The sequence below is a fragment of the Lawsonibacter hominis genome, assembly GCF_014287895.1.
In the GTDB taxonomy this organism is placed as follows: Bacteria; Bacillota; Clostridia; order Oscillospirales; family Oscillospiraceae; genus Lawsonibacter_A; species Lawsonibacter_A hominis.
Window position 1 is genome coordinate 203,227 of the sequence record NZ_JACOPP010000004.1, and the last position, 20,998, is coordinate 224,224.

Sequence of the window (20,998 nt, forward strand, 5' to 3'; positions counted from 1 at the left end):
GTGCGTGCGATGAAAAAATCGAAGCTGGGCCGTACCCCCGGTCTGGACGCGCTGACCTATGTGGTATTGATCGCCGCCGCGCTGGTGGCGCTTTTCCCGGTGCTGTGGGGCCTGTTTACCGCCCTGAAGTCCCCTGCGGAAGTCAACTCCTTCCCCCCCACCCTGCTGCCCAACGAATTTACTCTGGAAAATTTTTCATCCGTCCTCTTTCGTTCCGGCTTCCCCCGCTATCTGCTTAACTCCGTAATCGTTACTGCCATCTGTATCGTAGTGGCCACCATTGTGGCCTCCCACGCCGCCTATGCCGTAACCAACTTCCGTATCCGCTTCCGTAACCAGATCATGTTTCTCATTTTAATGACCAGCATGATTCCCCCTGTGGTAATGCTGGTACCTCTGTATATGCTCTCCGTCAAAATCGGCCTCTACGACACCCACTTCCTGCTGATTCTGATCTATACCGCCTGGCGCATCCCGGTGCTGACCTGGATCCTGCGCGGCTTTTTCGAAAAGCTCCCCAAAGAGATCATCGAGGCAGGCACACTCGACGGCTGCTCCAAGCCTATGATCTTCTATCGCCTGATCCTGCCCATTTCCAAGCCCGGCATTGTGGCTGCGGCGCTTTTGTCCGCGGTATATGTCTGGAATGACTTTTTGGTCTCCTCCACCTTTACCAGCAAAGACAGCTTGCGTATGCTGTCCGTGGGTCTTTACAACTATATCTCCCAATATGGCATCCAGTGGGGCAATCTGATGGCGGCCGTGATGATCTCCATCGTCCCCATGGTGATCCTCTTCATCCTGCTGCAGCGGCACTTTGTGGAGGGTATGGCGGCAGGCGCGGTCAAGGGATGACCTGTTTTGTGGAAAACGGCTGGAACGCCGAGGATATATCATGAAATGTAAGGAGGAAATTCACATGAAAAAGCTCAAAAGGACCCTGACCCTTTTGCTGGCGGCAGCGATGGTACTGGCCCTGGCCGCCTGCTCCAACTCTAGCGGCGGTACTCCCGCTACCACCGCACCCGAAAGCAGCACGCCCGAGACTACGGTGCCGGAGCAGCCCCAAGGCGGCATCGACATGACCTTCTCCATCTTCTTGGACCCCAATTCCACCGATGATCCCCGCTGCGTAGTGCTTAAGGAGATCGTGGATGAGTACAACGCCACCAATCAGTACGGCAACACTGTGACGGTACAGAGCATCCATTGGAGTCAGTATGAGTCTCAGGTAATCCAGGCCACCGCCGCAGGCAATGGGCCCGACATTGTCAATGCCTTCTCCGATCAGCTCATGCAGCATATCGATGCCGGGACCATTCAGCCCATGACCCAGTTTGCCACATCGTTTATCGAAGAGAATCCCGACTATATCCATACCGTAGAAAAACTGACCCAGGCTGACGGCGAGATCTACTCTCTTCCCTGGGAAAGCCGCGTCACAGTGATGTGGTACCGCAACGACATCTACGACGAGCCCCCCGCTTCCTGGGACGACCTGCTGGCCACCGCCTCCAACAGCGACGGTATGAACCTGGGCTTTGCCCTGGGCCTGAGCGAGGGCAGCAACGGAACCGGCCTGATGGAGACCTTCGTGCCCTGGATCCGCGCCGCTGGAGGAGATATTTTTGACGCGGAAGGAAAGGCCATCTTCAACAGCGACGCCGGCGTGCAGGTAGTGGAGTACATCAAGTCCCTGGTGGATGCCGGGTGCATGGATTCCTCCGTGCTGAACATGACCTATGACGATATTGTGGACGGCTTCAAGGCCGGGAGCCTCTATGCCGTCAACGCCGGCACTCAGCGTGCCGCCACGATCAAGTCCTCCAGCCTGGCACAGAGCTATTCCTCCGCCCCCATCCCCGGCATCAACGACGGAGAAGTCGCCCCCGCCTTTGTGGCCGGCCAGACCTTGGCCATCGGCAGCCAGGCACAGGACCCCGCTATGGCTTGGGACTTTATTCAGTATTTCTATTCCGTGGAAAATCAGAAGAAGTGGATCAGCGCCAACTGCATGCCCATCCGCACTGCCGTCTACGAGGACGCCGACGTTCAGGCAATGGATACCTACGACGAGATGGTTATGTGGAGCGAGTATGCCAAAACCGGCACCATGACCTTCTATCCGGCTGATTATACCGAACTGGAGGTCAAGATCTGCCAGGCGGTTCAGCGTGTGGTCTTCCAGGGTGCTGACGCGCAAAGCGAATTGGATCAGGTCGCCGAGTGGTATAACACCAAATAAAAACGCTGCAGGCGCATGAACGCGCAGGCACGGCACCGCCGTGCCTGCGCGAAATAAAACAGGATATGGTGTAAACGCATGAAACGCTACTACGATGTAATTGTTGTCGGCGGAGGTCCCGCAGGCATTATGTCTGCCATGGCCAGCGGCAAGCTGGGCGCCTCCACACTGCTGGTAGAAAAAAATGGGTTCCTGGGCGGGGCAGCCACAGCTGCGGTACTGGGCCCCATCTCTCCTTTTCACTATAAAGACGAGCAGGTCATCGACGGCCTGCCCCAAGATTTTATGGACCGCATGGTGCGTGCAAAGGGCAGTACCGGACATATGAAGACCATCGATCCGTACGGAAGCGGCGATTCCCTCGGCTTCTACGACCGGGAAAAATATAAATATGTAGCCGCCGAAATGCTGGTGGAATTCGGTGTGGATATTCTCTATCACGCCACGCTGAGTTCCGTGCAGATGGAGAGCAGCCGGGTGACCGGCATCACGGTTGCCGCAAAGTCGGGCGATCTGCTGCCGCTTCACGCCCACGTAGTGGTGGACGCCACCGGCGACGGCGACGTGGCGGTGATGGCAGGGGAGAATTATGTGCTCGGCGATGCGGTGAACCACAAGATGTCTCCCTCCTCCTCCATGTTCGAGATGGCCAATGTGGACACCGGGCGGGTCTATCAGTATATTCTGGACCACCCGGACGACTTTGAGTTCAAATCCGATATCGTACCCATGCGGGAATTTGACGAACGGCTCAGGCAGAAGTATTTTGTCGGCCAGGGCTTTAAACAGCTGGTACGCCAGGCCGTGGAGAAGGGCGAGCTTTCCTTCGGCCGCGATTCGGTCATCGTTCTCAACGGCATCCACCCCAACACCATGCATTTCAACGCCACCCGTATCTGCGGCAAAAACGCCACCGATGTGGTGGAACGCTCGGAGAGCGAGCTGGACGGGCGCCGGCAGATCGAATCGGTCTCTGAGTTTATGATCCAATATGTGCCCGGCTTTGAACACGCATTTGTCAGCGTCACTGGTTCTGAGGTCGGCGTACGCGAGACGCGCCATATTGAGGGTCTGTATACCCTAACAGGGCAGGACGCCTACGAGGGACGCAAGTTTGAGGACTCCGTTTCCAGGGGCTATTTCCCCATTGATCTGCACAACCCGGACGGTGCCACCGGCTATGGCAACGGCGGCGTTTGGATGGTGCTCAAGGACACGTTCGATATTCCCTACCGCAGCCTAGTCCCCAAGCACATCGACGGGCTTCTGCTTTCTGGCCGCTGCATCTCCGGTACCAGCGAGGCCCATGGCTCCTACCGCACCCAAGGCGGCATTATGGGGATCGGACAGGCTGCCGGCGCCGCCGCTGCGGTCTGTGTACGCAACCAGGCGCAACCCAGGCAGCAGGATGTCAAAGAGATCCAGGCAGCGCTGGACCAGCTGGGCGGCCTCTACCGCAGAGATGAAGCGCGCGCCCGAAAGGAAAAGGCGCGTGCCCGCGCCATCACACAGGCCTACATCAAAAGCCAGAACGGGCGGCTGATTACGGACAAAGCGATTCTGGCCTCCTACGAAGATTGACCCGAATCCAGTCTCCGGGGCTCTGCCCCGGAGACTCTATCAATCACAGAAGGTGACAACTATGAAAACGGGTTCCAACTGCAAACTCCACGGCGTTATCCCCGCCATCGTCACACCCCTGCGTCCCAACGGCGACGTAGATGAAGCGCTGCTGCGCAAACAGACCGAATATTTGGTCTCCTCCGGCGTAAACGGCTTGTTTGTCTGCGGCGGGACCGGAGAAGGCGCTTATCTCACCACCGCCGAAAAGAAGCGGGTCTTCGAGGTCATCCAGGAGACCGCCGCCGGGCGGGTATTCCTCTGCCTGGCCGTTATCAACTCCAACACCCGCGCCACCCTGGCCGAGCTGGAGGCGCTCTCCATCTGCAAGCCGGACTTCTTCGTCTCCACACCGCCCTACTACCATGCCATGACCCAGCAGGACATCCTATCCCACTACGCGGCTGTCACCGCTGCTTCCACCGCCCCGGTCATCCTTTACAACATTCCATCCACTACCCACAACACGATCGAGCTGGACACGGTATACGCGCTCTCCAAACTGCCCAACGTGGCCGGTATCAAGGACTCCTCCGGGAATTTTGTTCCGTTTTCCCGTGGACTCTTCGGCCCCCGCTCGGACCAATTTGCCTGGATTCAAGGCGAGGATTATCTCTGCGGCTCCGCCCTGCTGTGCGGCGGAGACGGTATGGTTTCAGGCTTGTCCAACGCCCGGGTGGAGCCCTATGTGGAGATGTACCGGGCCTATGAGCAGGGGGACACTGACAAGATCATAGAATGCCAGCGGCGCATCAACTTCCTTTACCGGGTTATCCACAGCTGCGGCAACGGCAACGCCGCCATCAAAGCGGTAACCGAGCTGGCCGGCCGCGGGGCACGCTATATGCGGCAGGGCAGTATGAATCTGACCGATGAGCAGGTCGCCGTCATCGCGCAGATCATGGCGGAATACGAGGCGCTGTAGCGCGCTTCCCGCCTCCACAGGAGCGGCAAAGGGGTTGACATTGCTTAAATTTGCGGTAAGATTACATAGAAGCCAGGTTTAAGGCCTGTGTTTGTAAGGTTTTCAAGGTAATGGAGTAGGGTTATGTCAATCAAGACCATTGCAGAAATGACAGGATTGTCCATCACAACGGTATCCCACGCGCTCAATGGCACACGGCCGGTCTCACAGCGCAGCATGGAGCTGATCAATGAGGCGGCCGCTCAGATCAATTACCGGCCCAACCTTGCCGCCCAGATGATGAAGACCCACCGGTCCCGTACCGTAGCGATCATCATTCCCGCCACTGAGCAGAACAACTCTACCAACTGTTTTTTCTTTGATGTGCTCAACGGCGCCAAATCCCGCCTGCAGGAATCCGGCTATGAGCTGATCGTCTCCACCTATCCGGAGTCCCGCCCCCAGGATTTCTTCAGCGGAATGTCCATCCTCCACCGGCGCTGGATCGACGGCATCCTGCTGGTGCCGCCCACCCTGCGTTATGAGGACATTGCCCGGATCGAGGATTGCGGCGTTCCCGTGGTGCTGGTGGACCGCTGGGTGAAGGGGGGCAAGCTGCCCCTGGTCTGTTCCAATAACCGTGAAGTAACGGTAGAGGCCATGAAGGTCCTCTACCAGGCCGGACGGCGTCGGATCGCGTTCATTGGGGCGGATTTTCCCAACTCCACCGCCGTGGAACGCTACCAGGGCTATCTGGATGTGCTGGAGGAATTGGGCCTGCCCCGGGACGAATTGCTGATCTGCCGGATGGACGCCTACAGCATGTCCTGCGGCATGGAAGCCGCACGGCGGGTGCTGGGGGCGGGCGCGGACGCCATCTTTGCCGCCAACAGCATGCTGTGCCTGGGCACCGTCAAAGAGCTTCAGGAGCAGGGGATCCATGTCCCGGAACAGGTCGCGGTCATCGGCTTTGACAATTATGAGTGGACGGAGATCACCAATCCGCCCCTGACCGCCGTGACCCAGAACGCCAGTCTGATGGGCCGCACCGCCAGCGAACTGCTGCTGCAGCTGCTGGACGGCAAACAGCCGGAGCAGCGTGTGGTGCGCATCCCCGCCGCCCTGACCATCCGCCAGTCCCACGGTCTGTGATTTTCCGTTTTCCGTACAATAAAACAGAAGCCCGCCGCCTTCTTAAGGCGGCGGGCTTCTGCGCATATGTGCGCACTGCGTACGGTTTCCGCATCAGCGCTGGGGACAGCCGGCCCGCCGGTCTGCGCAGCAGAGCAGCAGCACGCCGAGGGCGGCGATGCCGGCCAGGGAGATGGCAGACCAAGCCTGACGATAAGAAGGGGCGGGCAGATAGCAGCCGAACAGGTTTGGTCCGATCCTGCGTCCAAAGCCTCCGGCCACTTCATAAAGGGACTGAAACCGGGCCGCATTGAGCCATTTCAGGCCCTCCAGCGTATGATCCATGGCGCCGTCCCGCTTTCTGTCCCCATCTGCGGACCGCTCCCGCTCAGATGCGGGCCACGCCGCTGTCGCGGGCGGCCTGGGCTACGGCGGCGGCCACCGTCCTGCCCACCCGGGGGTCGAAGGCGGCGGGGATGATGTAATCGGCGTTGCGCTCTTCATCCGAAATGAGGCCCGCCAGCGCCTCGGCCGCCGCGACCTTCATCGCCTCGTTGATGTCGCTGGCCCGCACGTCGAACGCGCCCCGGAAGATGCCTGGGAACGCCAGCACGTTGTTGATCTGGTTGGGGAAGTCGCTGCGCCCCGTGGCCACCACCTTCGCCCCGCCTGCCTTGGCCTCGTCGGGGAAGATCTCCGGCGTGGGGTTGGCGCAGGCAAACAGGATCGCGTCCCGGTTCATGGTCTGCACCATCTCCGCCGTCACCGCGCCGGGCGCCGACACGCCGATGAACACGTCGGCCCCCGCCAGCACCTCCGCCAGGCTGCCCGCCCGCTTCTGCAGGTTGGTCACCCGGGCCATTTCCTCCTTGACGGCGTTCATCCCCTTCTCCCGGCCCGCGTAGATGGCTCCGCTGCGGTCGCACAGCGTCACGTCCTTCACGCCCGCCGCCAGCAGCAGCTTGCAGATGGCGATCGCCGCCGCCCCGGCGCCGTTCATCACCACACGGACCGTCTCCTTCCGCTTCCCCACCACCTTCAGGGCGTTGGTCAGGCCCGCCAGCGTAATGACCGCCGTGCCGTGCTGGTCGTCGTGGAAGATGGGGATGTCGCAGCGCTCCTTCAGCTTCCGCTCGATCTCAAAGCACCGCGGCGCCGAGATGTCCTCCAGGTTCACGCCCCCGAAGGACCCGGCCAGCAGGGCCACGGTATTCACGATCTCGTCCACGTCCTTGCTGCGCACGCACAGGGGAATGGCGTCCACTCCGCCGAATGCCTTGAAGAGCACGCACTTGCCCTCCATGACGGGCATCCCCGCTTCCGGACCGATGTCCCCCAGCCCCAGCACCGCCGTTCCGTCCGTAACCACCGCCACGGTGTTCCAGCGGCCGGTCAGCTCATAGCTCTGGTCCACGTCCTTCTGGATCTCCAGGCAGGGCGCGGCCACGCCGGGCGTATAGGCCAGGCTCAGATCCTCCCGCGTGGCCACTGGCACCTTCGGCGTGACCTCCAGCTTTCCCTTCCATTCCCGATGCAGGCGCAGCGCTTCTTTTGCATAATCCATGTCGATTCCTCCCGCTTCTTTTTTGCTTCAGGGATTTGACCGTTCTTCTTCAGCAGTCATCATTATACTTGCACGTTCCATACCAAGTCAATGCCGATCCCCGCCTCCCGCCCCGCTCCGGAACAGCGCGGTCTGTTTTTCGGAAAAACGGGTAAAAAATGCTCCAGCCGCTCTTGACAACTCAATTTTTCTGGTGTATCATATGTCAAAATTTAATAGGGTAAACCGTTGATGTGAAGATAACGTCTGTTGTGCACTCACAGAGAGTCCGGGCAGCTGAGAGCCGGGCAGGACGCAGGCAGGCAAATGGATCACAGAGGGCGCGAGGAACCGCCGGCGAGGCTTAGTATTTCGCGACGTGGAGGCATACGTTTGTTGCCGGGGATATGCTGGTATCCCGCAAAGTGCGCGGCCCATCGGCCGCGAATCAAGGTGGCACCGCGAGCCGTGATACGCTCGTCCTTGACAGATTACTGTCAGGGACGGGCGTTTTTTGCTGCCCCGTCCCGAAGGAGGTCAACGCATGTATTATCCCTCACTCAAGCAGGCCCGCGCCATCGCGGCCTGCGGAGCCTACCGGAAGATCCCCGTCAGCCGGGAGCTCCTCTCCGATTTTACCACTCCCATTCAGGCGCTTCGTATCCTGCGGGCTCGGAGCGGGCACTGCTTCCTGCTGGAATCCGCCGCCGACAGCGGCGGCTGGGGCCGCTACTCCTTTTTAGGCTTTGACCCCACGCTGGAGGTCACCTGCACCGACGGCCTGCTCACGCTGCGGGGGGAGGAGCCCCTGCGCCGGCGCACCGCCCATCCCGGCCAGGCCCTGCGGGAGCTGCTCGCCGCCCACAAAAGCCCGCGCCTGCCCGGCCTGCCGCCCTTTACCGGCGGACTGGTGGGCTACTTCTCGTATGATTACGTAAAATACGCCGAGCCCGCGCTGGTGCTGGACGCCCAGGACCAGGAGGGCTTTCAGGATATGGACCTGATGCTGTTTGAGAAGGTGGTGGTCTTCGACCACTTCCGGCAGAAGCTCATCCTGATCGTCAGCGCCGGCGCGGAGGACCTGGACGTCTCCTACCCCGCCGCCTGCGCCGAGCTGGAGCGGATGGCCCAGCTGCTCCGCGGCGGCGAAGCGCTCCCCCGTCAGCCCGGCCGCCTGACCGGGCCCATCACCCCGCTGTTCGACCAGGCCGCCTACTGCGCCATGGTGGAGCGGGCCAAGCGGTACATCTTTGAGGGCGACATCTTCCAGGTGGTCCTCTCCAACCGGCTGGAGGCGGAATTTGAAGGCTCCCTGCTGGACGCCTACCGGATGCTGCGCACCACCAATCCCTCCCCTTACATGTTCTACTTTACCAGCGACGAGATCGAGCTTGCCGGGACCTCGCCGGAAACGCTGGTCAAGCTGGAGGACGGGGTGCTGCACACCTTCCCGCTGGCGGGCACCCGGCCCCGGGGCAAAACGCCGGAGGAAGACGCCGCCCTGGAGAAAGAGCTGCTGGCCGACGAAAAGGAGCTGGCCGAGCACAACATGCTGGTGGATCTGGGCCGCAACGACATCGGCAGGATCAGCCGCTTCGGTACGGTGGAGGTGGAGCGCTACCAGTCCATTGAGCGTTTTTCCCATGTGATGCACATCGGCTCCACCGTCCGGGGCGTACTGCGGGAGGACCGGGACGCGGTGGACGCGGTGGACGCCATCCTGCCCGCGGGGACCCTTTCCGGCGCACCCAAGCTGCGGGCCATGGAAATCATCAACGCCCTGGAGAACAACAAGCGGGGCGTCTACGGCGGCGCCATCGGCTATCTGGACTTCACCGGCAACCTGGACACCTGCATCGCCATCCGCCTGGCCTTCCGGAAAAACGGCAAGGTCTTCATCCGCTCCGGGGCGGGCATCGTGGCCGATTCGGAGCCGGAGAAAGAATTTCAGGAGTGCATCAACAAGGCTCAGGCGGTGGTTCGGGCCCTGGAGCTGGCCCAGAAGGAGAGAGACCTATGATCCTGCTCATCGACAATTACGACAGCTTTTCCTATAACCTCTATCAGCTGGTGGGGAGCATCACGCCCGATATCCGGGTGGTCCGCAACGACGCGGTGACGGTTCGGGACCTGCGCGCCCTCGCCCCCAGCCGCCTGATCCTCTCGCCCGGTCCCGGCCGCCCGGCGGACGCCGGCGTGTGCGAGCAGGCGGTCCGGGAGCTGGCGGGCGCGGTGCCCATACTGGGGGTCTGCCTGGGCCACCAGGCCATCTGCGAGGCCTTCGGCGCGCGCGTTTCCTACGCCCGGCAGCTCATGCACGGCAAGCAGTCCCGGGTAATGCTGGATCAGGCCTGTCCCCTCTTCCGCGGCCTGCCGGAGGCCATCACCGCCGGGCGGTACCACTCCCTGGCCGCCGCGGAGGAGTCTCTGCCCGGCTGTCTGAAGGTCACCGCCCGCAGCGAAGACGGGGAAATTATGGCGGTGGCACACCGCAGCTATCCCGTCTACGGCCTGCAATTCCATCCCGAGTCCATTTTGACGCCCCAGGGCGCCGCCATCCTGCACCGTTTTCTGGAGGGAACCCATCATGATTAAAGAAGCCATTCATCAGCTTGCCGCCAAGCACGACCTGTCCTATGACACGGCCGCCGCCGTGATGGACGAGATCATGGGCGGCCAGGCCAGCCCGATCCAGATGTCCGCCTTCCTCACCGCGCTGGCCATGAAGGGGGAGACCATCGATGAGATCACCGCCTGCGCCGCCTCCATGCGCGCCCACTGTGTCCGGCTGCTCCACGACCTGGACGCGCTGGAGATTGTCGGCACCGGCGGCGACGGGGCCAACTCCTTCAATATCTCCACCACCTCGGCCTTTGTGGTGGCCGCCGGCGGCGTTCCGGTCGCCAAGCACGGCAACCGCGCGGCCTCCTCCCAATGCGGCGCCGCCGACGTGCTGGAGGCGCTGGGAGTCAACATTGCCCTGCCCCCGGAACAGAGCGCCCAGCTGCTGGAGGCGCAGCGTTTTTGCTTTCTCTTTGCCCAAAACTACCATATTTCCATGAAATATGTGGCGCCCGTGCGGCGGGAGCTGGGCATCCGCACCGTGTTCAACATCCTGGGGCCCCTTTCCAACCCCGCCGGGGCCCGGCGGGAGCTGATGGGCGTTTACGACGCCGCCCTGGTGGAGCCGCTGGCCCAGGTCATGTCCAACCTGGGGGTGCGGCGGGGCATGGTGGTGTTCGGCCAGGACCGGCTGGACGAGATCTCCATGTCCGCCCCCACCTCCGTGTGCGAGATCCGGGACGGCTGGTTCCAGTCCTATGAGCTCACGCCGGAGCAGTTCGGCTATCCCCGCTGCGGCAAGCAGGCGCTGGCAGGCGGCGCCCCGGCGGAGAACGCCGCCATCACCCGCTCCATTCTGGAGGGGACGGAGCGGGGCGCCAAGCGTCAGGCGGTATGCCTCAATGCGGGGGCCGCGCTGTACATCGGCGGCAGGGCCGGCACCATGGCCGGCGGCGTGAAGCAGGCGGAGGAGCTCATCGACTCCGGCGCGGCCCTTGAAAAGCTGGAGGAGATCGTCCGCCTCTCCCGGGAGGGCTGAGCATGGCCGCCACCATTCTGCAGGCCATTGCCGCCCACGCCCGGGAGCGGGTGGCGGCGGCGGAGGAGGAGACCAGCCTGGACGCGCTCCAGGCCCAGTGCCGGGCCCTGGGGCGGGCCCACGGCTCCCCCTTCCGCTCGGCCCTGGAAACGCCGGGGCTGTCCTTCCTCTGCGAGGTGAAGAAGGCCTCCCCCTCCAAAGGGGTCATCGCGCCGGACTTCCCCTATCGGGACATCGCGCGGGACTATCAGGCGGCGGGGGCGGACGCCATCTCCTGCCTTACGGAGCCCAAATGGTTCCTGGGCTCGGATCAGATCTTCCGGGAGATCCGGGGCGCCGTGTCCCTGCCCATGCTCCGCAAGGACTTCACGGTGGATGAATATCAGCTTTATCAGGCCAGGCTCATGGGGGCGGACTGCGTGCTGCTGATCTGCGCCCTGCTGGACACGGACGAGCTGGCCCGGTATCTGGGGATCTGTGAGGAGCTGGGGCTGGACGCCCTGGCGGAGGCCCACGACGCATGGGAGATCGCCAGCGCCGTCTCCGCCGGGGCGAAGATCATCGGGGTGAACAACCGGAATCTGAAGGACTTTTCGGTGGACTTCTCCAACGCCGCCCGGCTGCGGGATCAGATCCCGCCGGGGGTGCTCTACGTGGCGGAAAGCGGCGTGCGCGCCCCGGAGGACGTATCCGCCCTGAAACGGATCGGCGCGGACGCGGTGCTCGTGGGCGAGGCGCTCATGCGCGCCCCGGACAGGGGGGCCATGCTCTCCGCCCTGCGGGAGGCGGCCCGATGACCCGCATCAAGATCTGCGGCCTCACCCGGCCGGAGGACGTGCGATATGTGAACACGGCGAAGCCGGACTGGTGCGGATTCATCCTCAATTTCCCCAGCAGCCGCCGAAACGTGACCCCGGAGCAGGCGCGCGCCCTGCGGGCGGGCCTGGACCCGGACATCCGGCCGGTGGGGGTGTTCGTGGACCGGCCGGTGGAGGAGGTCGCCGCCCTGCTGAACAGCGGCGTCATCTCCGTCGCTCAGCTCCATGGCCGTGAGGATAACGCCTACATTTCCGTCCTGCGAACGCTGGCTCCGGGCTGTGTGGTCTGGAGGGCGTTCCAGCTCCGCTCCCAGGCCGACCTGGCGGCGGCCGACGCCTCAGGCGCGGATCTGGTGCTGCTGGATAACGGCCGGGGCACCGGCCAGACCTTCGACTGGTCCCTGGCGGGGAGCGTGCATCGCCCCTTCCTGCTGGCGGGAGGGCTGACGCCGGAGAGCATCCCCCGGGCCGTCGCCGCCCTGCGCCCCTATGGGCTGGATCTGTCCAGCGGGGTGGAGACGGACGGGGTCAAGGACCCTGCCAAAATACAGGCGGCGGTGACCGCCGCCAGAGAGGAATGAGAGCATGTCCAAGGGACGATTCGGCATCCACGGCGGGCAGTATCTGCCCGAGACGCTGATGAACGCGGTGATTGAGCTGGAGGATGCCTACAACCGCTGCAAAGACGACCCGGAGTTCAACGCGGAGCTGTCCGAGCTGCTCAACGAATACGCCGGGCGGCCCTCCCGGCTGTACTTTGCCCGCCGCATGACACAGGACCTGGGCGGCGCGAAGATCTATCTCAAGCGGGAGGACCTGAACCACACCGGGGCCCACAAGATCAACAATGTGCTGGGCCAGGCGCTGCTGGCCAAAAAAATGGGCAAAACGCGCCTCATTGCCGAGACGGGGGCGGGCCAGCACGGGGTGGCCACCGCCACGGCGGCGGCGCTGCTGGGCATGGAGTGCGAGGTGTTCATGGGCCAGGAGGACACCCGGCGCCAGGCCCTGAACGTCTACAAAATGCGCCTTTTGGGGGCGCAGGTCCATCCGGTGGCCACCGGCACCGCCACCCTGAAGGACGCAGTCAGCCAGACCATGCGGGAGTGGACCGCCCGCATCCGCGATACCCACTACTGCCTGGGCTCCTGTATGGGGCCCCATCCGTTCCCTACCATCGTGCGGGACTTTCAGGCGGTGATCTCCCGGGAGATCCGGCAGCAGCTTCTGGAGCGGGAAGGACGGCTCCCCGACGCGGTGCTGGCCTGTGTGGGCGGGGGCTCCAACGCCATCGGGGCGTTCTATCACTTCATCCAGGACCCCTCCGTCCGGCTCATCGGCTGTGAGGCGGCGGGCCGGGGGGTGGATACCCCCGACACGGCGGCCACCATCGCCACCGGCCGCCTGGGCATCTTTCACGGTATGAAGAGCTACTTCTGCCAGGACGAGTACGGCCAGATCGCCCCGGTGTACTCCATCTCCGCGGGGCTGGATTACCCCGGCATCGGCCCGGAGCACGCCTGGCTCCATGACACCGGCCGCGCGGAATACGTAAGCGTGACCGACAGCGAGGCGGTGGACGCCTTTGCGTACATGAGCCGCATGGAGGGCATCATTCCCGCCATCGAGTCGGCCCATGCGGTGGCCTGCGCCCGGAAGCTGGCCCCCTCCATGGGGCGGGAACAGATCATCGTCATCAACATCTCCGGGCGGGGCGACAAGGACTGCTCCGCCATCGCCCGGTATCGTGGGGAGGAGATCCGCGAATGAGCCGAATCAAAGAAGCGTTTGCCGGCGGGAAGGCCTTCATCCCCTTCCTCACCTGCGGGGACCCGGATCTGGAGACCACCGAGGCCATTGTGCACGCCATGGCCCAGGCGGGGGCCGACCTCATCGAGCTGGGCATCCCCTTTTCCGACCCCACCGCCGAGGGCCCGGTCATCCAGGCCGCCAATGCCCGGGCCCTGTCCGGCGGCGTGACCGCCGATTCGATCTTTGCGCTGGTGCGCCGCCTGCGCAGGACGCTTACCCTTCCCCTGGTGTTCATGACCTACGCCAACGTGGTCTTCTCCTACGGTACGGAGCGTTTCCTCTCCGCCGCCGCAGCCGCCGGGGTCGACGGGCTGATCCTCCCCGACGTGCCCTTTGAGGAAAAAGAGGAATTTGCCCCGCTGTGCCGCAAGTACGGACTGGACCTCATTTCCCTGATCGCCCCCACCTCGGCCGGCCGCATCACCCAGATCGCCCGGGCGGCGGAGGGCTTCGTCTACTGCGTGTCCTCCCTGGGCGTCACCGGCATGCGCCGCCAGATCACCACAGACGTGGGCGCCCTGGTGGAGCTGGTCCGGCGGGCCAACCCGGGTATCCCCTGCGCCGTGGGCTTCGGGATCTCCACGCCCGAGCAGGCGGCCGCCATGGCCGCTGTATCCGACGGGGCCATCGTTGGCTCCGCCATCGTAACGCTGGCCGGGCGGTACGGGCGCGACGCCGTACCCGCGGTCCGGGACTATGTCCAGGCGATGAAGGCGGCGGTGAGCGCCCCGCAGCGTCCGGCAGAGGCAGACCCCCCCTAAATTTTACGTTTGTTTTTCCATTTGCCCGTTGGCGTCAGCTCTCTTGTTGCAATCTTTTCGCCCATTACAACCTTTTTTCTTGTCTGCCGCTGTCCTTGACCGAAACTGCAAACAGAGCTTACCGCCCCTCCGTTGCAGGAGACGGCCTCCCGCTTTTACAATGAAACGGCCGGCGCGCGTATGGACGCCGCGGCAAAGCCATTGTTTAATTGGGAGGAAACCAGGAGTGAAACAGACGATTCACAGGCTGTCCGGGCTGGTTCTGGCCGCCGCGCTGACGGCCCAGCTGGCGGCGCCGGCCCGGGCCGCGGAGCCCTTCGGCGGGCAGATCGCCGTACCGGAGCAGCTCTACTCCGGCGAAAGCGCCATGCTGACTCTGAACACCGGGGACGACTTTACCGGAACCAAACGCGTCACGCTGACGGCGGACAACGCCCCGGACTGCGTGGACGAGGGCCTTGTCCTCCACTGAGACGGGGTCTGTAACACGAAAAGCGGCCACGACGCCGCGGCCACGGTTTGGGAGGATCTGAGCGGAAACGGGGCCGATCTGGCCCTGTCCGAGCTCTCCGGGGACAACTACTGGACCGGGGAGGGCTTTCACCTCAAGAACACCGCTTACAGCACCCCTCAGCGTTTGCAGGACACCATCAACGGCAGCGCCTTCACCCTGGAGATGGTGGTGGACGACTACATTCTTTACGGCAACAGCTTCGGTACGCTGCTTAGCTCCGAAAACGACTCGTTCAGCGTCTTCCACCGGGCCAGCAACGGCGTCTGGGAATTCAAGAACGGCAACAACCAGAACCGGCCCAAGCTCAACGACGCCGCCGCGCTGCTCCAGGGCTCCACGGTCTCCATCGTCTTTACCGCCGGGGCGGAGAGCACCGTCTATGTCAACGGCGAAGCCGCCGCCAGCTGGACCCCCGCCGGCGTCATCGGCGCCTCCGGCTGGATGCGCCTGGGCCACGACGACGACACCCGGAAGTTCGAGGCGGTCTTTCGTTCCGTCCGCCTGTATGACCGCGCCTTGAGCCAGGAAGAGGTCCAGGCCAACTACGCCTGCGACGCCCTGGAGCGCAGCGGCAGCCTGGACGCCAGCTTTCAGGAGCAAGCGAGCGGCACCGCCCTGGACCTCTCCTTTGAAAACGGCTCCGCCCAGGTGCCCTTTTCGTTGACCGGGCAGGGGAGCTGCACCATTACCGCTGCCTGGGACGGCGGCAGCTGCTCCGCCGCGCTTACCCTGCGCAGCCGCGAGGCGGAGGCCGCCGCCGACGCCGAGGCCGCCCGGACGGCGGCCGACCTGCTGCGCTACAACCTGCTGGCGGCGGACGAGGGCCAGGATCAGCAGGCCGCCGCGGCCGCCGCGGAGCTGTTGGCCGGGAGTGATTTCCTCGCACGCGGCGGCCACGTAAACGCCGCCTGGGACGGCGAAAGCGGCCGCTATGATCTGACGCTCACTCTGAACGCCGCGCTGCAGACGCTTTCCATCACCCCCAACCGCGTCGTTTACACCCAGACGTTTGACGGCGTGGCCGAGGGTCAGCTGCCCCAGGGCTGGTCCCTGACGGCCGCCGGAAGTGTGGACGCCTCGGTCACCGGCGGCGCGCTTCGCCTGGGCGCCGACGGAGACGACAGCGGCACTTCCCGCCTGCTCACCCCCGTGACCGCCGGTTCCGGTGAAAACGTGGACTTTATCTTTGAAGCGGACCTGCGCTTTGCCGGCGCCAGCCAGGCCGGGCGCTGGGCCGGTCTGATGTTCGGGTATCAAAACGCAGGCTCCTGGTGGCAGACCATCTCCCGCATCAGCGCCTCCAGCGGCGGTGTGGAGCTGGCCCAGTGGAGCAGCGGCTGGAACGTGGTATCCACGGGCAGCTTTACGCAGGACTTTGACCCCGATACGGTCTACACCTTCCGCACCGAGTGCGCCAGGGGCGTGGTGCGCCAGTACATCAACGACGTTCTAATCCTGACCACCCCCTTCAGCGGTCTCTCCGCCGGCCGCTTTGGCTTCTCCGACCGCGGCGTCGAGCTGTACATCGACAACGTGTCCCTTCAGGTCACCCCGGGCACCCAGGGCCGGGCCAACTATCAGGCTGATCTCTACGCTCCCGACACCGCCATCACTTCCCCCGCGGCGGTGGTGTATGACGCCGGAAACGACGCGCTGGCAGTCGCCGCGGCGGAAAAGCGCCCTTCCAGCATCATCGTCTATCCGGACAGCGCGCTGAGGGTCTATGACCGCAGCGGGGCGCTTCTCTCCGATTCGCTGGACGCCTACCTGGAGCAGACGGGGGACACCACCCTGCCGGTCCTCTTCCTCTCCGACGCGCCGGCGGCACAGGCGGTCAAGGACTGGATCACGGCGCAGAATCTCATGGATGTCTCCGTTCTGGCCGACTGCGCCAACGCCGCCCTGGTGGAGGAGATCGCCGCAGCCTGTACCGGCGTGCGGGGCGCGATCCGCTATACCTTCCAGGATCTGGACGCTGATGGAGACGGAAGCCTCACCGGCAAGGAGTTGTGGCGCGCCGCCAGCCTCACCAACGCAAGTCATGCCAAAATTGCTCTGCTGGACGCGCAAAGCGCCTCTCTGGAGCATATCCGTTTCCTCCAGCGGCGGCTGATCACGGTCTGGGCCGAGACGCCCGCCGATCCCAGGGCCGTCTATTCCATGGTCACGGCCGGCCCCAACGGCATCGTTACCACTGCCCCCGGGGCAGTCATCGCGGCCATGGAATCCCTGGACGAGGGCATCATCATGGCCCGCCCCACCTATATCACCGGCCACCGCGGCCAGCCCGGCGATACGACGGAAAACACGCTGAGCAGCGCCAAACACGCCTATGTATCCGGGGCCAACGCCATCGAAAACGACGTCTATCTTACCACCGACGGCGTGCTGGTCATCGACCACGACGGCACCACGGGGCGGCTGTACAACCAGAACCTGACGGTGGAGCGCTGCACCTGGGCGGAACTTCAGGCGCTCTCGTTCAAAAACCCCGTCAATCTGGAGGACGGCGAGGGCATGGCTACCCTGGAGCAGTTCTTCACGGAATTCAAGGGCAAGGACGTGGTCCACTTCATCGAGATCAAATCCAGCCAGACTGCCATCGTAGCCGCCGTCAAGGCCCTGGCCGAACAGCTGGACGTGGTGGAGCAGTGCGTGGTCATCACATTCAACGCCAACATCCGGGACGAGATGGCCAGGACCTGGCCCGAAATGTCCTGCGGCTACCTTACCGGGTTCAGCGATCAGGGCAGCGCAAACGCCAACATTCAAAGCGTGGCTCTGAGCGTCTGGAAGGACAACAATACCTTTAATCCCAGCTATGGCGGCGGCAGCGCCGCGTTTGTCCAGGCCATGCGGGACGCCGAATACCGCGGCATCACCTTCTGGCCCTGGACCGTGCGGGACCAGGGGCTTATGGATACCTACATGAAGCAGGGCATCAATGGCGACACCACGGATTACAGCATGTGGGCCAGCAAGTATGCGCTCTGCGTCACCCAGTCCGACCTATCCGCCAAAGCAGGCTCCCGCGTGGCGCTCTCGCCGGTGGTAACCACCCAGGACGGCACAGTGCTCGCCGCCCCCGTGGTGGAGCTGAAGGTCCTCTCCGGCACGGCGCCCGTCCAAAATGAGGACGGCACCTATACGCTGGCCGCCGGTGAAACGCTGGCCCTGCTGCGCTACACCTGCCCCTTCAACAGCGGCGGCGGCTACGATGTTTACTCCAACGCCTTTACCCTGACCGGCACCACGCAGGACGGCGGCCACGACGGCGGAGACGCCGCCGCTTCCAGCGGCAGCGCGGAACTCAGCCGTTATCCCGTCAGCATCCCCTCCAACGTAACGGGCGGCCTCGTGACCGTCCATCCCGAACGCGCCGCCATGGGGGACAAGGTCACTCTCACCGTCACCCCCGGCGAGGGCTATGCTCTGGATCAGCTTTCCGCCGCCGCTCAAAACGGCCGGGCGCTCTCTCTGAGCGACGCCGGCGGTGGCCGGTATACCTTTACCATGCCCGCCGGCGCGGTAACGGTGTCCGTGTCCTTCGTCCCGACCGGCGAAACCCCTGCGTCCGTCCCCGCGCCTTCCTTTGCCGACGTTCCCTCCGGAGCCTGGTATGAGCAGGCCGTGTCCGGTGTCTGGGCGCGGGGCCTGATGCAGGGAACCAGCGGCGGCGCCTTCTCCCCCAGCCTTCCCATGACCCGCGCCATGCTCTGGACCGTACTGGCCAGGCTGGACGGGCAGAGCTTCTCCGGCGGTGAGCCCTGGTATGCCGCCGCCCGGCTGTGGGCCATGGAAAATGCGGTCAGCGACGGCGCCAATCCCGACGGGCCCATTACCCGAGAACAGCTGGCTGCCATGCTCTTCCGCTATGCCGGAAGCCACGGGCAGAACACCGCCGCCCGCGCCGGTCTGGAGACCTTTGCCGACGGCGGGGCAGTCTCCGCCTTTGCGGAAGCGTCCGTAATGTGGGCTGTCTCCAGCGGCATCCTGACCGGAAAGCCCGGCAGCACACTGGACCCCCAAGGTACGGCCACGCGCGCGGAGGTGGCCGTTCTCCTGATGCGTTTCCTGGCTCCGCAGGCCTGAGCCGCTGCAAAAAGGCGCGCCGCAGAGGTCCCCCTCTGCGGCGCGCCTTTCTTGCCGCGTCTTGCCGTTTCCGGTCCGTTACGCGCCTGGCGGCATAACCAGCGCCTGACCCGCGATCAGGCGCTTGCCTGCCTGGTTCTCGCAGGTGGTCTCCAGGACCACCCGGTTGCGCGCCGGGTCCAGCTCCCTTACGGTCACGGTAGCCGTAACGGTATCCCCCATGCGCACAGGGGCCAGGAATTTCAGGTCCTGCCCCATGTAAATAGTGCCCGGGCCGGGGAGCTGCATCCCGATGACGGCGGAAATCAGCCCCGCCGAGAGCATCCCGTGGGCGATGCGTCCGCCGAAACGGGTCTCTTCCGCGTACGGCTCGTTGACATGGGCCGGATTCAGGTCGCCGGTGATCCCGGCAAAGAGATAGACGTCGGCCTCACTGATGGTCTTGGAGGTGCTGGCGCTCTGGCCCAGCTTCAGTTCCTGCATGGTCAATCCCTGCATGGGATCGCTCCTTCCGTTCAGCAGTAGGTCTTTACCACGGCCTGACCGGTGAGCACCTCCGCGCCGTCGCCCCGCCGGATGGCGGTCTCCAGCAGCAGACGGCGGTGCTCCAGCTTCTCCAGAACCGTGATGCGGACCGTAACGGTATCCCCGATGTACACCGGGGCCCGGAATGTAAATTGGTGGGAGACGTAGGTGGTGCCGAATCCGGGCAGCTTCTGCCCGATGGTCACCGATACATAGGCCAGCAGATGCACGCCGTGACAGATGCGCGTTTGAAACACGGTGCGCGCCGCGGCCTCGTCACTGACGTGAAAGGAGTCCGTGTCTCCGATGAGGGCGGAGAAGGCCCGCACCCGGGCGTCGTCCATAGTAACCGTCAGTTCCGCCTGTTCTCCCGCCCGGATCTCCGCCCAGGGGCGGAAAAAAGGCTCGCTCATTTCACCGGCCCCCATTGTACGCCGGTGGCCGCCCAGGTATAGCCCGTACCGGCGGAGACCAGCACCGCCCGGTCCCCCGCCTTCAGCTTGCCGCAGCGCGCCCCCTCCAGCAGGGAGATAAAGCAGTCGGCGGACTGGCAGTGGCCGTACTCCTCCAGCACGAAGGTGTTCTCCTCGGCAAGCCCAAACTGGTCCAGCAGGTGGAGCAGGATGGATTTTTTCATAAAGATGGGCGCCAGATAGTCGATGTGCGCCCGACCGAAGCCGCTCCGGTCGGCCGCCTTGGCAATGACGCTTACAAAATTCCCCAGGGTGATGGGGTCCAGCCGCTCCTTCATATTAGCCACGTCCAGCACCCGCAGAAAGTGATCCTCCCAGGGCATGTTTCGGAAGCCCTCGAAGTTGCGGCACCCGATGCCGGGCACCGATACGTCGGCGGCAAACTGGCCGTCGGCGATCATGGCGCTTTCCAGGATGACGTTCTCGTCAAGGTCACGCTCCAGCAGCGCCGCCGCCGCACCGTCCCCGAAGTTGAACATGAAGCGGCTGTCCGAATCCCGGTAATTGATCAGATCCCCCTCCTTTGAGGATGAGACCAGCAGCACATGCTTCAATTCCGGGTCCTGGAGCATCATGCTCTTGAGTACCTTCAGGGACCAAACGCCCGCGGAGCAGAGGTTATGGATCTCAAAGACGGCGGCGTTGACCGCGCCGATCTCGTACTGTACCCTGGCCGCGCAGTTGAACAGATAGTAATCTTTATACTCGCTGCCGCAGTAGACCACCAGGTCCAGATCCCTGGGGTCGAAGTCCCCCAGGCAGCGGCGGGCGGCCTCTGCTCCCATGGAGGAGACCGTCTCCTCCGGCCCGGCCTTGTGGACCTGCCGGATGCCGAATTTTTCCCGGATCACCGGCTCGGGGATCCCGGAGGCCGCGCCGATCCAGGCGCTGTCCCGGATGCCCTGGGGTACATAGCAGCCGATGCTGCGGATGCCCACGTTGATCTGTTTCTCCGCCAT

General features: G+C 63.9%; 19 protein-coding genes. 14 read left to right on the top strand and 5 right to left on the bottom strand.

Annotation, left to right across the window (positions count from 1 at the left end):
- Positions 1–9: 9 nt before the first annotated feature.
- From H8S57_RS05000 to H8S57_RS05020, 5 genes are all read left to right on the top strand, one after another.
- Complete coding sequence (locus H8S57_RS05000; protein WP_186906974.1) at positions 10–855, top strand: carbohydrate ABC transporter permease; 846 nt, start codon at positions 10–12, stop codon at positions 853–855.
- 64 nt (positions 856–919) lie between these two features.
- On the top strand, positions 920–2,245 hold the full coding sequence (locus H8S57_RS05005; protein ID WP_243204691.1) for an ABC transporter substrate-binding protein: 1,326 nt from the start codon (positions 920–922) through the stop codon (positions 2,243–2,245).
- A 78-nt stretch (positions 2,246–2,323) separates the two neighbouring features.
- Positions 2,324–3,826: an FAD-dependent oxidoreductase gene (locus H8S57_RS05010; RefSeq protein ID WP_186906975.1), complete on the top strand. Its 1,503-nt coding sequence runs from the start codon at positions 2,324–2,326 to the stop codon at positions 3,824–3,826.
- A 61-nt stretch (positions 3,827–3,887) separates the two neighbouring features.
- A complete protein-coding gene (locus H8S57_RS05015) occupies positions 3,888–4,790 on the top strand; it encodes a dihydrodipicolinate synthase family protein (protein WP_186906976.1) in 903 nt (300 codons plus the stop codon).
- Between the two features lie 123 nt (positions 4,791–4,913).
- Complete coding sequence (locus H8S57_RS05020) at positions 4,914–5,921, top strand: LacI family DNA-binding transcriptional regulator (RefSeq protein WP_186906977.1); 1,008 nt, start codon at positions 4,914–4,916, stop codon at positions 5,919–5,921.
- 93 nt (positions 5,922–6,014) lie between these two features.
- Here H8S57_RS05020 and H8S57_RS05025 read toward each other — a convergent pair whose 3' ends face one another.
- Together H8S57_RS05025 and H8S57_RS05030 are read right to left on the bottom strand one after the other, a co-directional pair.
- Positions 6,015–6,245 (bottom strand): hypothetical protein, encoded by a 231-nt coding sequence (locus tag H8S57_RS05025; protein WP_186906978.1) that lies wholly within the window; start codon positions 6,243–6,245, stop codon positions 6,015–6,017.
- 43 nt (positions 6,246–6,288) lie between these two features.
- Positions 6,289–7,464: an NAD(P)-dependent malic enzyme gene (locus H8S57_RS05030; protein WP_186906979.1), complete on the bottom strand. Its 1,176-nt coding sequence runs from the start codon at positions 7,462–7,464 to the stop codon at positions 6,289–6,291.
- 523 nt (positions 7,465–7,987) lie between these two features.
- Between H8S57_RS05030 and trpE the strand changes: the two genes are divergently transcribed.
- From trpE to H8S57_RS05075, 9 genes are all read left to right on the top strand, one after another.
- A complete protein-coding gene (gene trpE / locus H8S57_RS05035) occupies positions 7,988–9,463 on the top strand; it encodes an anthranilate synthase component I (protein ID WP_186906980.1) in 1,476 nt (491 codons plus the stop codon).
- Positions 9,460–10,038 (top strand): anthranilate synthase component II, encoded by a 579-nt coding sequence (locus tag H8S57_RS05040; RefSeq protein WP_186906981.1) that lies wholly within the window; start codon positions 9,460–9,462, stop codon positions 10,036–10,038. The genes trpE and H8S57_RS05040 overlap by 4 nt, the downstream gene beginning before the upstream one ends.
- Entirely contained in the window at positions 10,031–11,044 is a 1,014-nt protein-coding gene (gene trpD, locus H8S57_RS05045; RefSeq protein ID WP_186906982.1) for an anthranilate phosphoribosyltransferase, read from the top strand. Before H8S57_RS05040 ends, trpD begins: the two co-directional genes overlap by 8 nt.
- Positions 11,045–11,046: 2 nt before the next feature.
- A complete protein-coding gene (gene trpC / locus H8S57_RS05050; RefSeq protein ID WP_186906983.1) occupies positions 11,047–11,841 on the top strand; it encodes an indole-3-glycerol phosphate synthase TrpC in 795 nt (264 codons plus the stop codon).
- A complete protein-coding gene (locus H8S57_RS05055; RefSeq protein ID WP_186906984.1) occupies positions 11,838–12,443 on the top strand; it encodes a phosphoribosylanthranilate isomerase in 606 nt (201 codons plus the stop codon). The genes trpC and H8S57_RS05055 overlap by 4 nt, the downstream gene beginning before the upstream one ends.
- Before the next feature lie 4 nt (positions 12,444–12,447).
- Positions 12,448–13,632 (top strand): tryptophan synthase subunit beta, encoded by a 1,185-nt coding sequence (trpB, locus tag H8S57_RS05060; protein WP_186906985.1) that lies wholly within the window; start codon positions 12,448–12,450, stop codon positions 13,630–13,632.
- Positions 13,629–14,435 (top strand): tryptophan synthase subunit alpha, encoded by an 807-nt coding sequence (gene trpA / locus H8S57_RS05065; protein ID WP_186906986.1) that lies wholly within the window; start codon positions 13,629–13,631, stop codon positions 14,433–14,435. The genes trpB and trpA overlap by 4 nt, the downstream gene beginning before the upstream one ends.
- A 226-nt stretch (positions 14,436–14,661) precedes the next feature.
- Complete coding sequence (locus tag H8S57_RS05070) at positions 14,662–14,907, top strand: hypothetical protein (RefSeq protein ID WP_186906987.1); 246 nt, start codon at positions 14,662–14,664, stop codon at positions 14,905–14,907.
- A gap of 165 nt (positions 14,908–15,072) precedes the next feature.
- Positions 15,073–19,041 carry a glycerophosphodiester phosphodiesterase family protein gene (locus H8S57_RS05075; RefSeq protein WP_186906988.1) on the top strand — a complete coding sequence of 1,323 codons (3,969 nt, stop codon included), beginning with the start codon at positions 15,073–15,075 and terminating at the stop codon, positions 19,039–19,041.
- A 78-nt stretch (positions 19,042–19,119) separates the two neighbouring features.
- Here H8S57_RS05075 and H8S57_RS05080 read toward each other — a convergent pair whose 3' ends face one another.
- The 3 genes from H8S57_RS05080 to H8S57_RS05090 are packed head-to-tail and all read right to left on the bottom strand — an operon-like array spanning position 19,120 to position 20,998.
- Positions 19,120–19,539 carry a MaoC family dehydratase gene (locus tag H8S57_RS05080; RefSeq protein WP_186906989.1) on the bottom strand — a complete coding sequence of 140 codons (420 nt, stop codon included), beginning with the start codon at positions 19,537–19,539 and terminating at the stop codon, positions 19,120–19,122.
- 17 nt (positions 19,540–19,556) lie between these two features.
- Positions 19,557–19,979 (bottom strand): MaoC family dehydratase, encoded by a 423-nt coding sequence (locus H8S57_RS05085; protein ID WP_186906990.1) that lies wholly within the window; start codon positions 19,977–19,979, stop codon positions 19,557–19,559.
- Entirely contained in the window at positions 19,976–20,998 is a 1,023-nt protein-coding gene (locus H8S57_RS05090; RefSeq protein WP_186906991.1) for a 3-oxoacyl-ACP synthase, read from the bottom strand. The genes H8S57_RS05085 and H8S57_RS05090 overlap by 4 nt, the downstream gene beginning before the upstream one ends.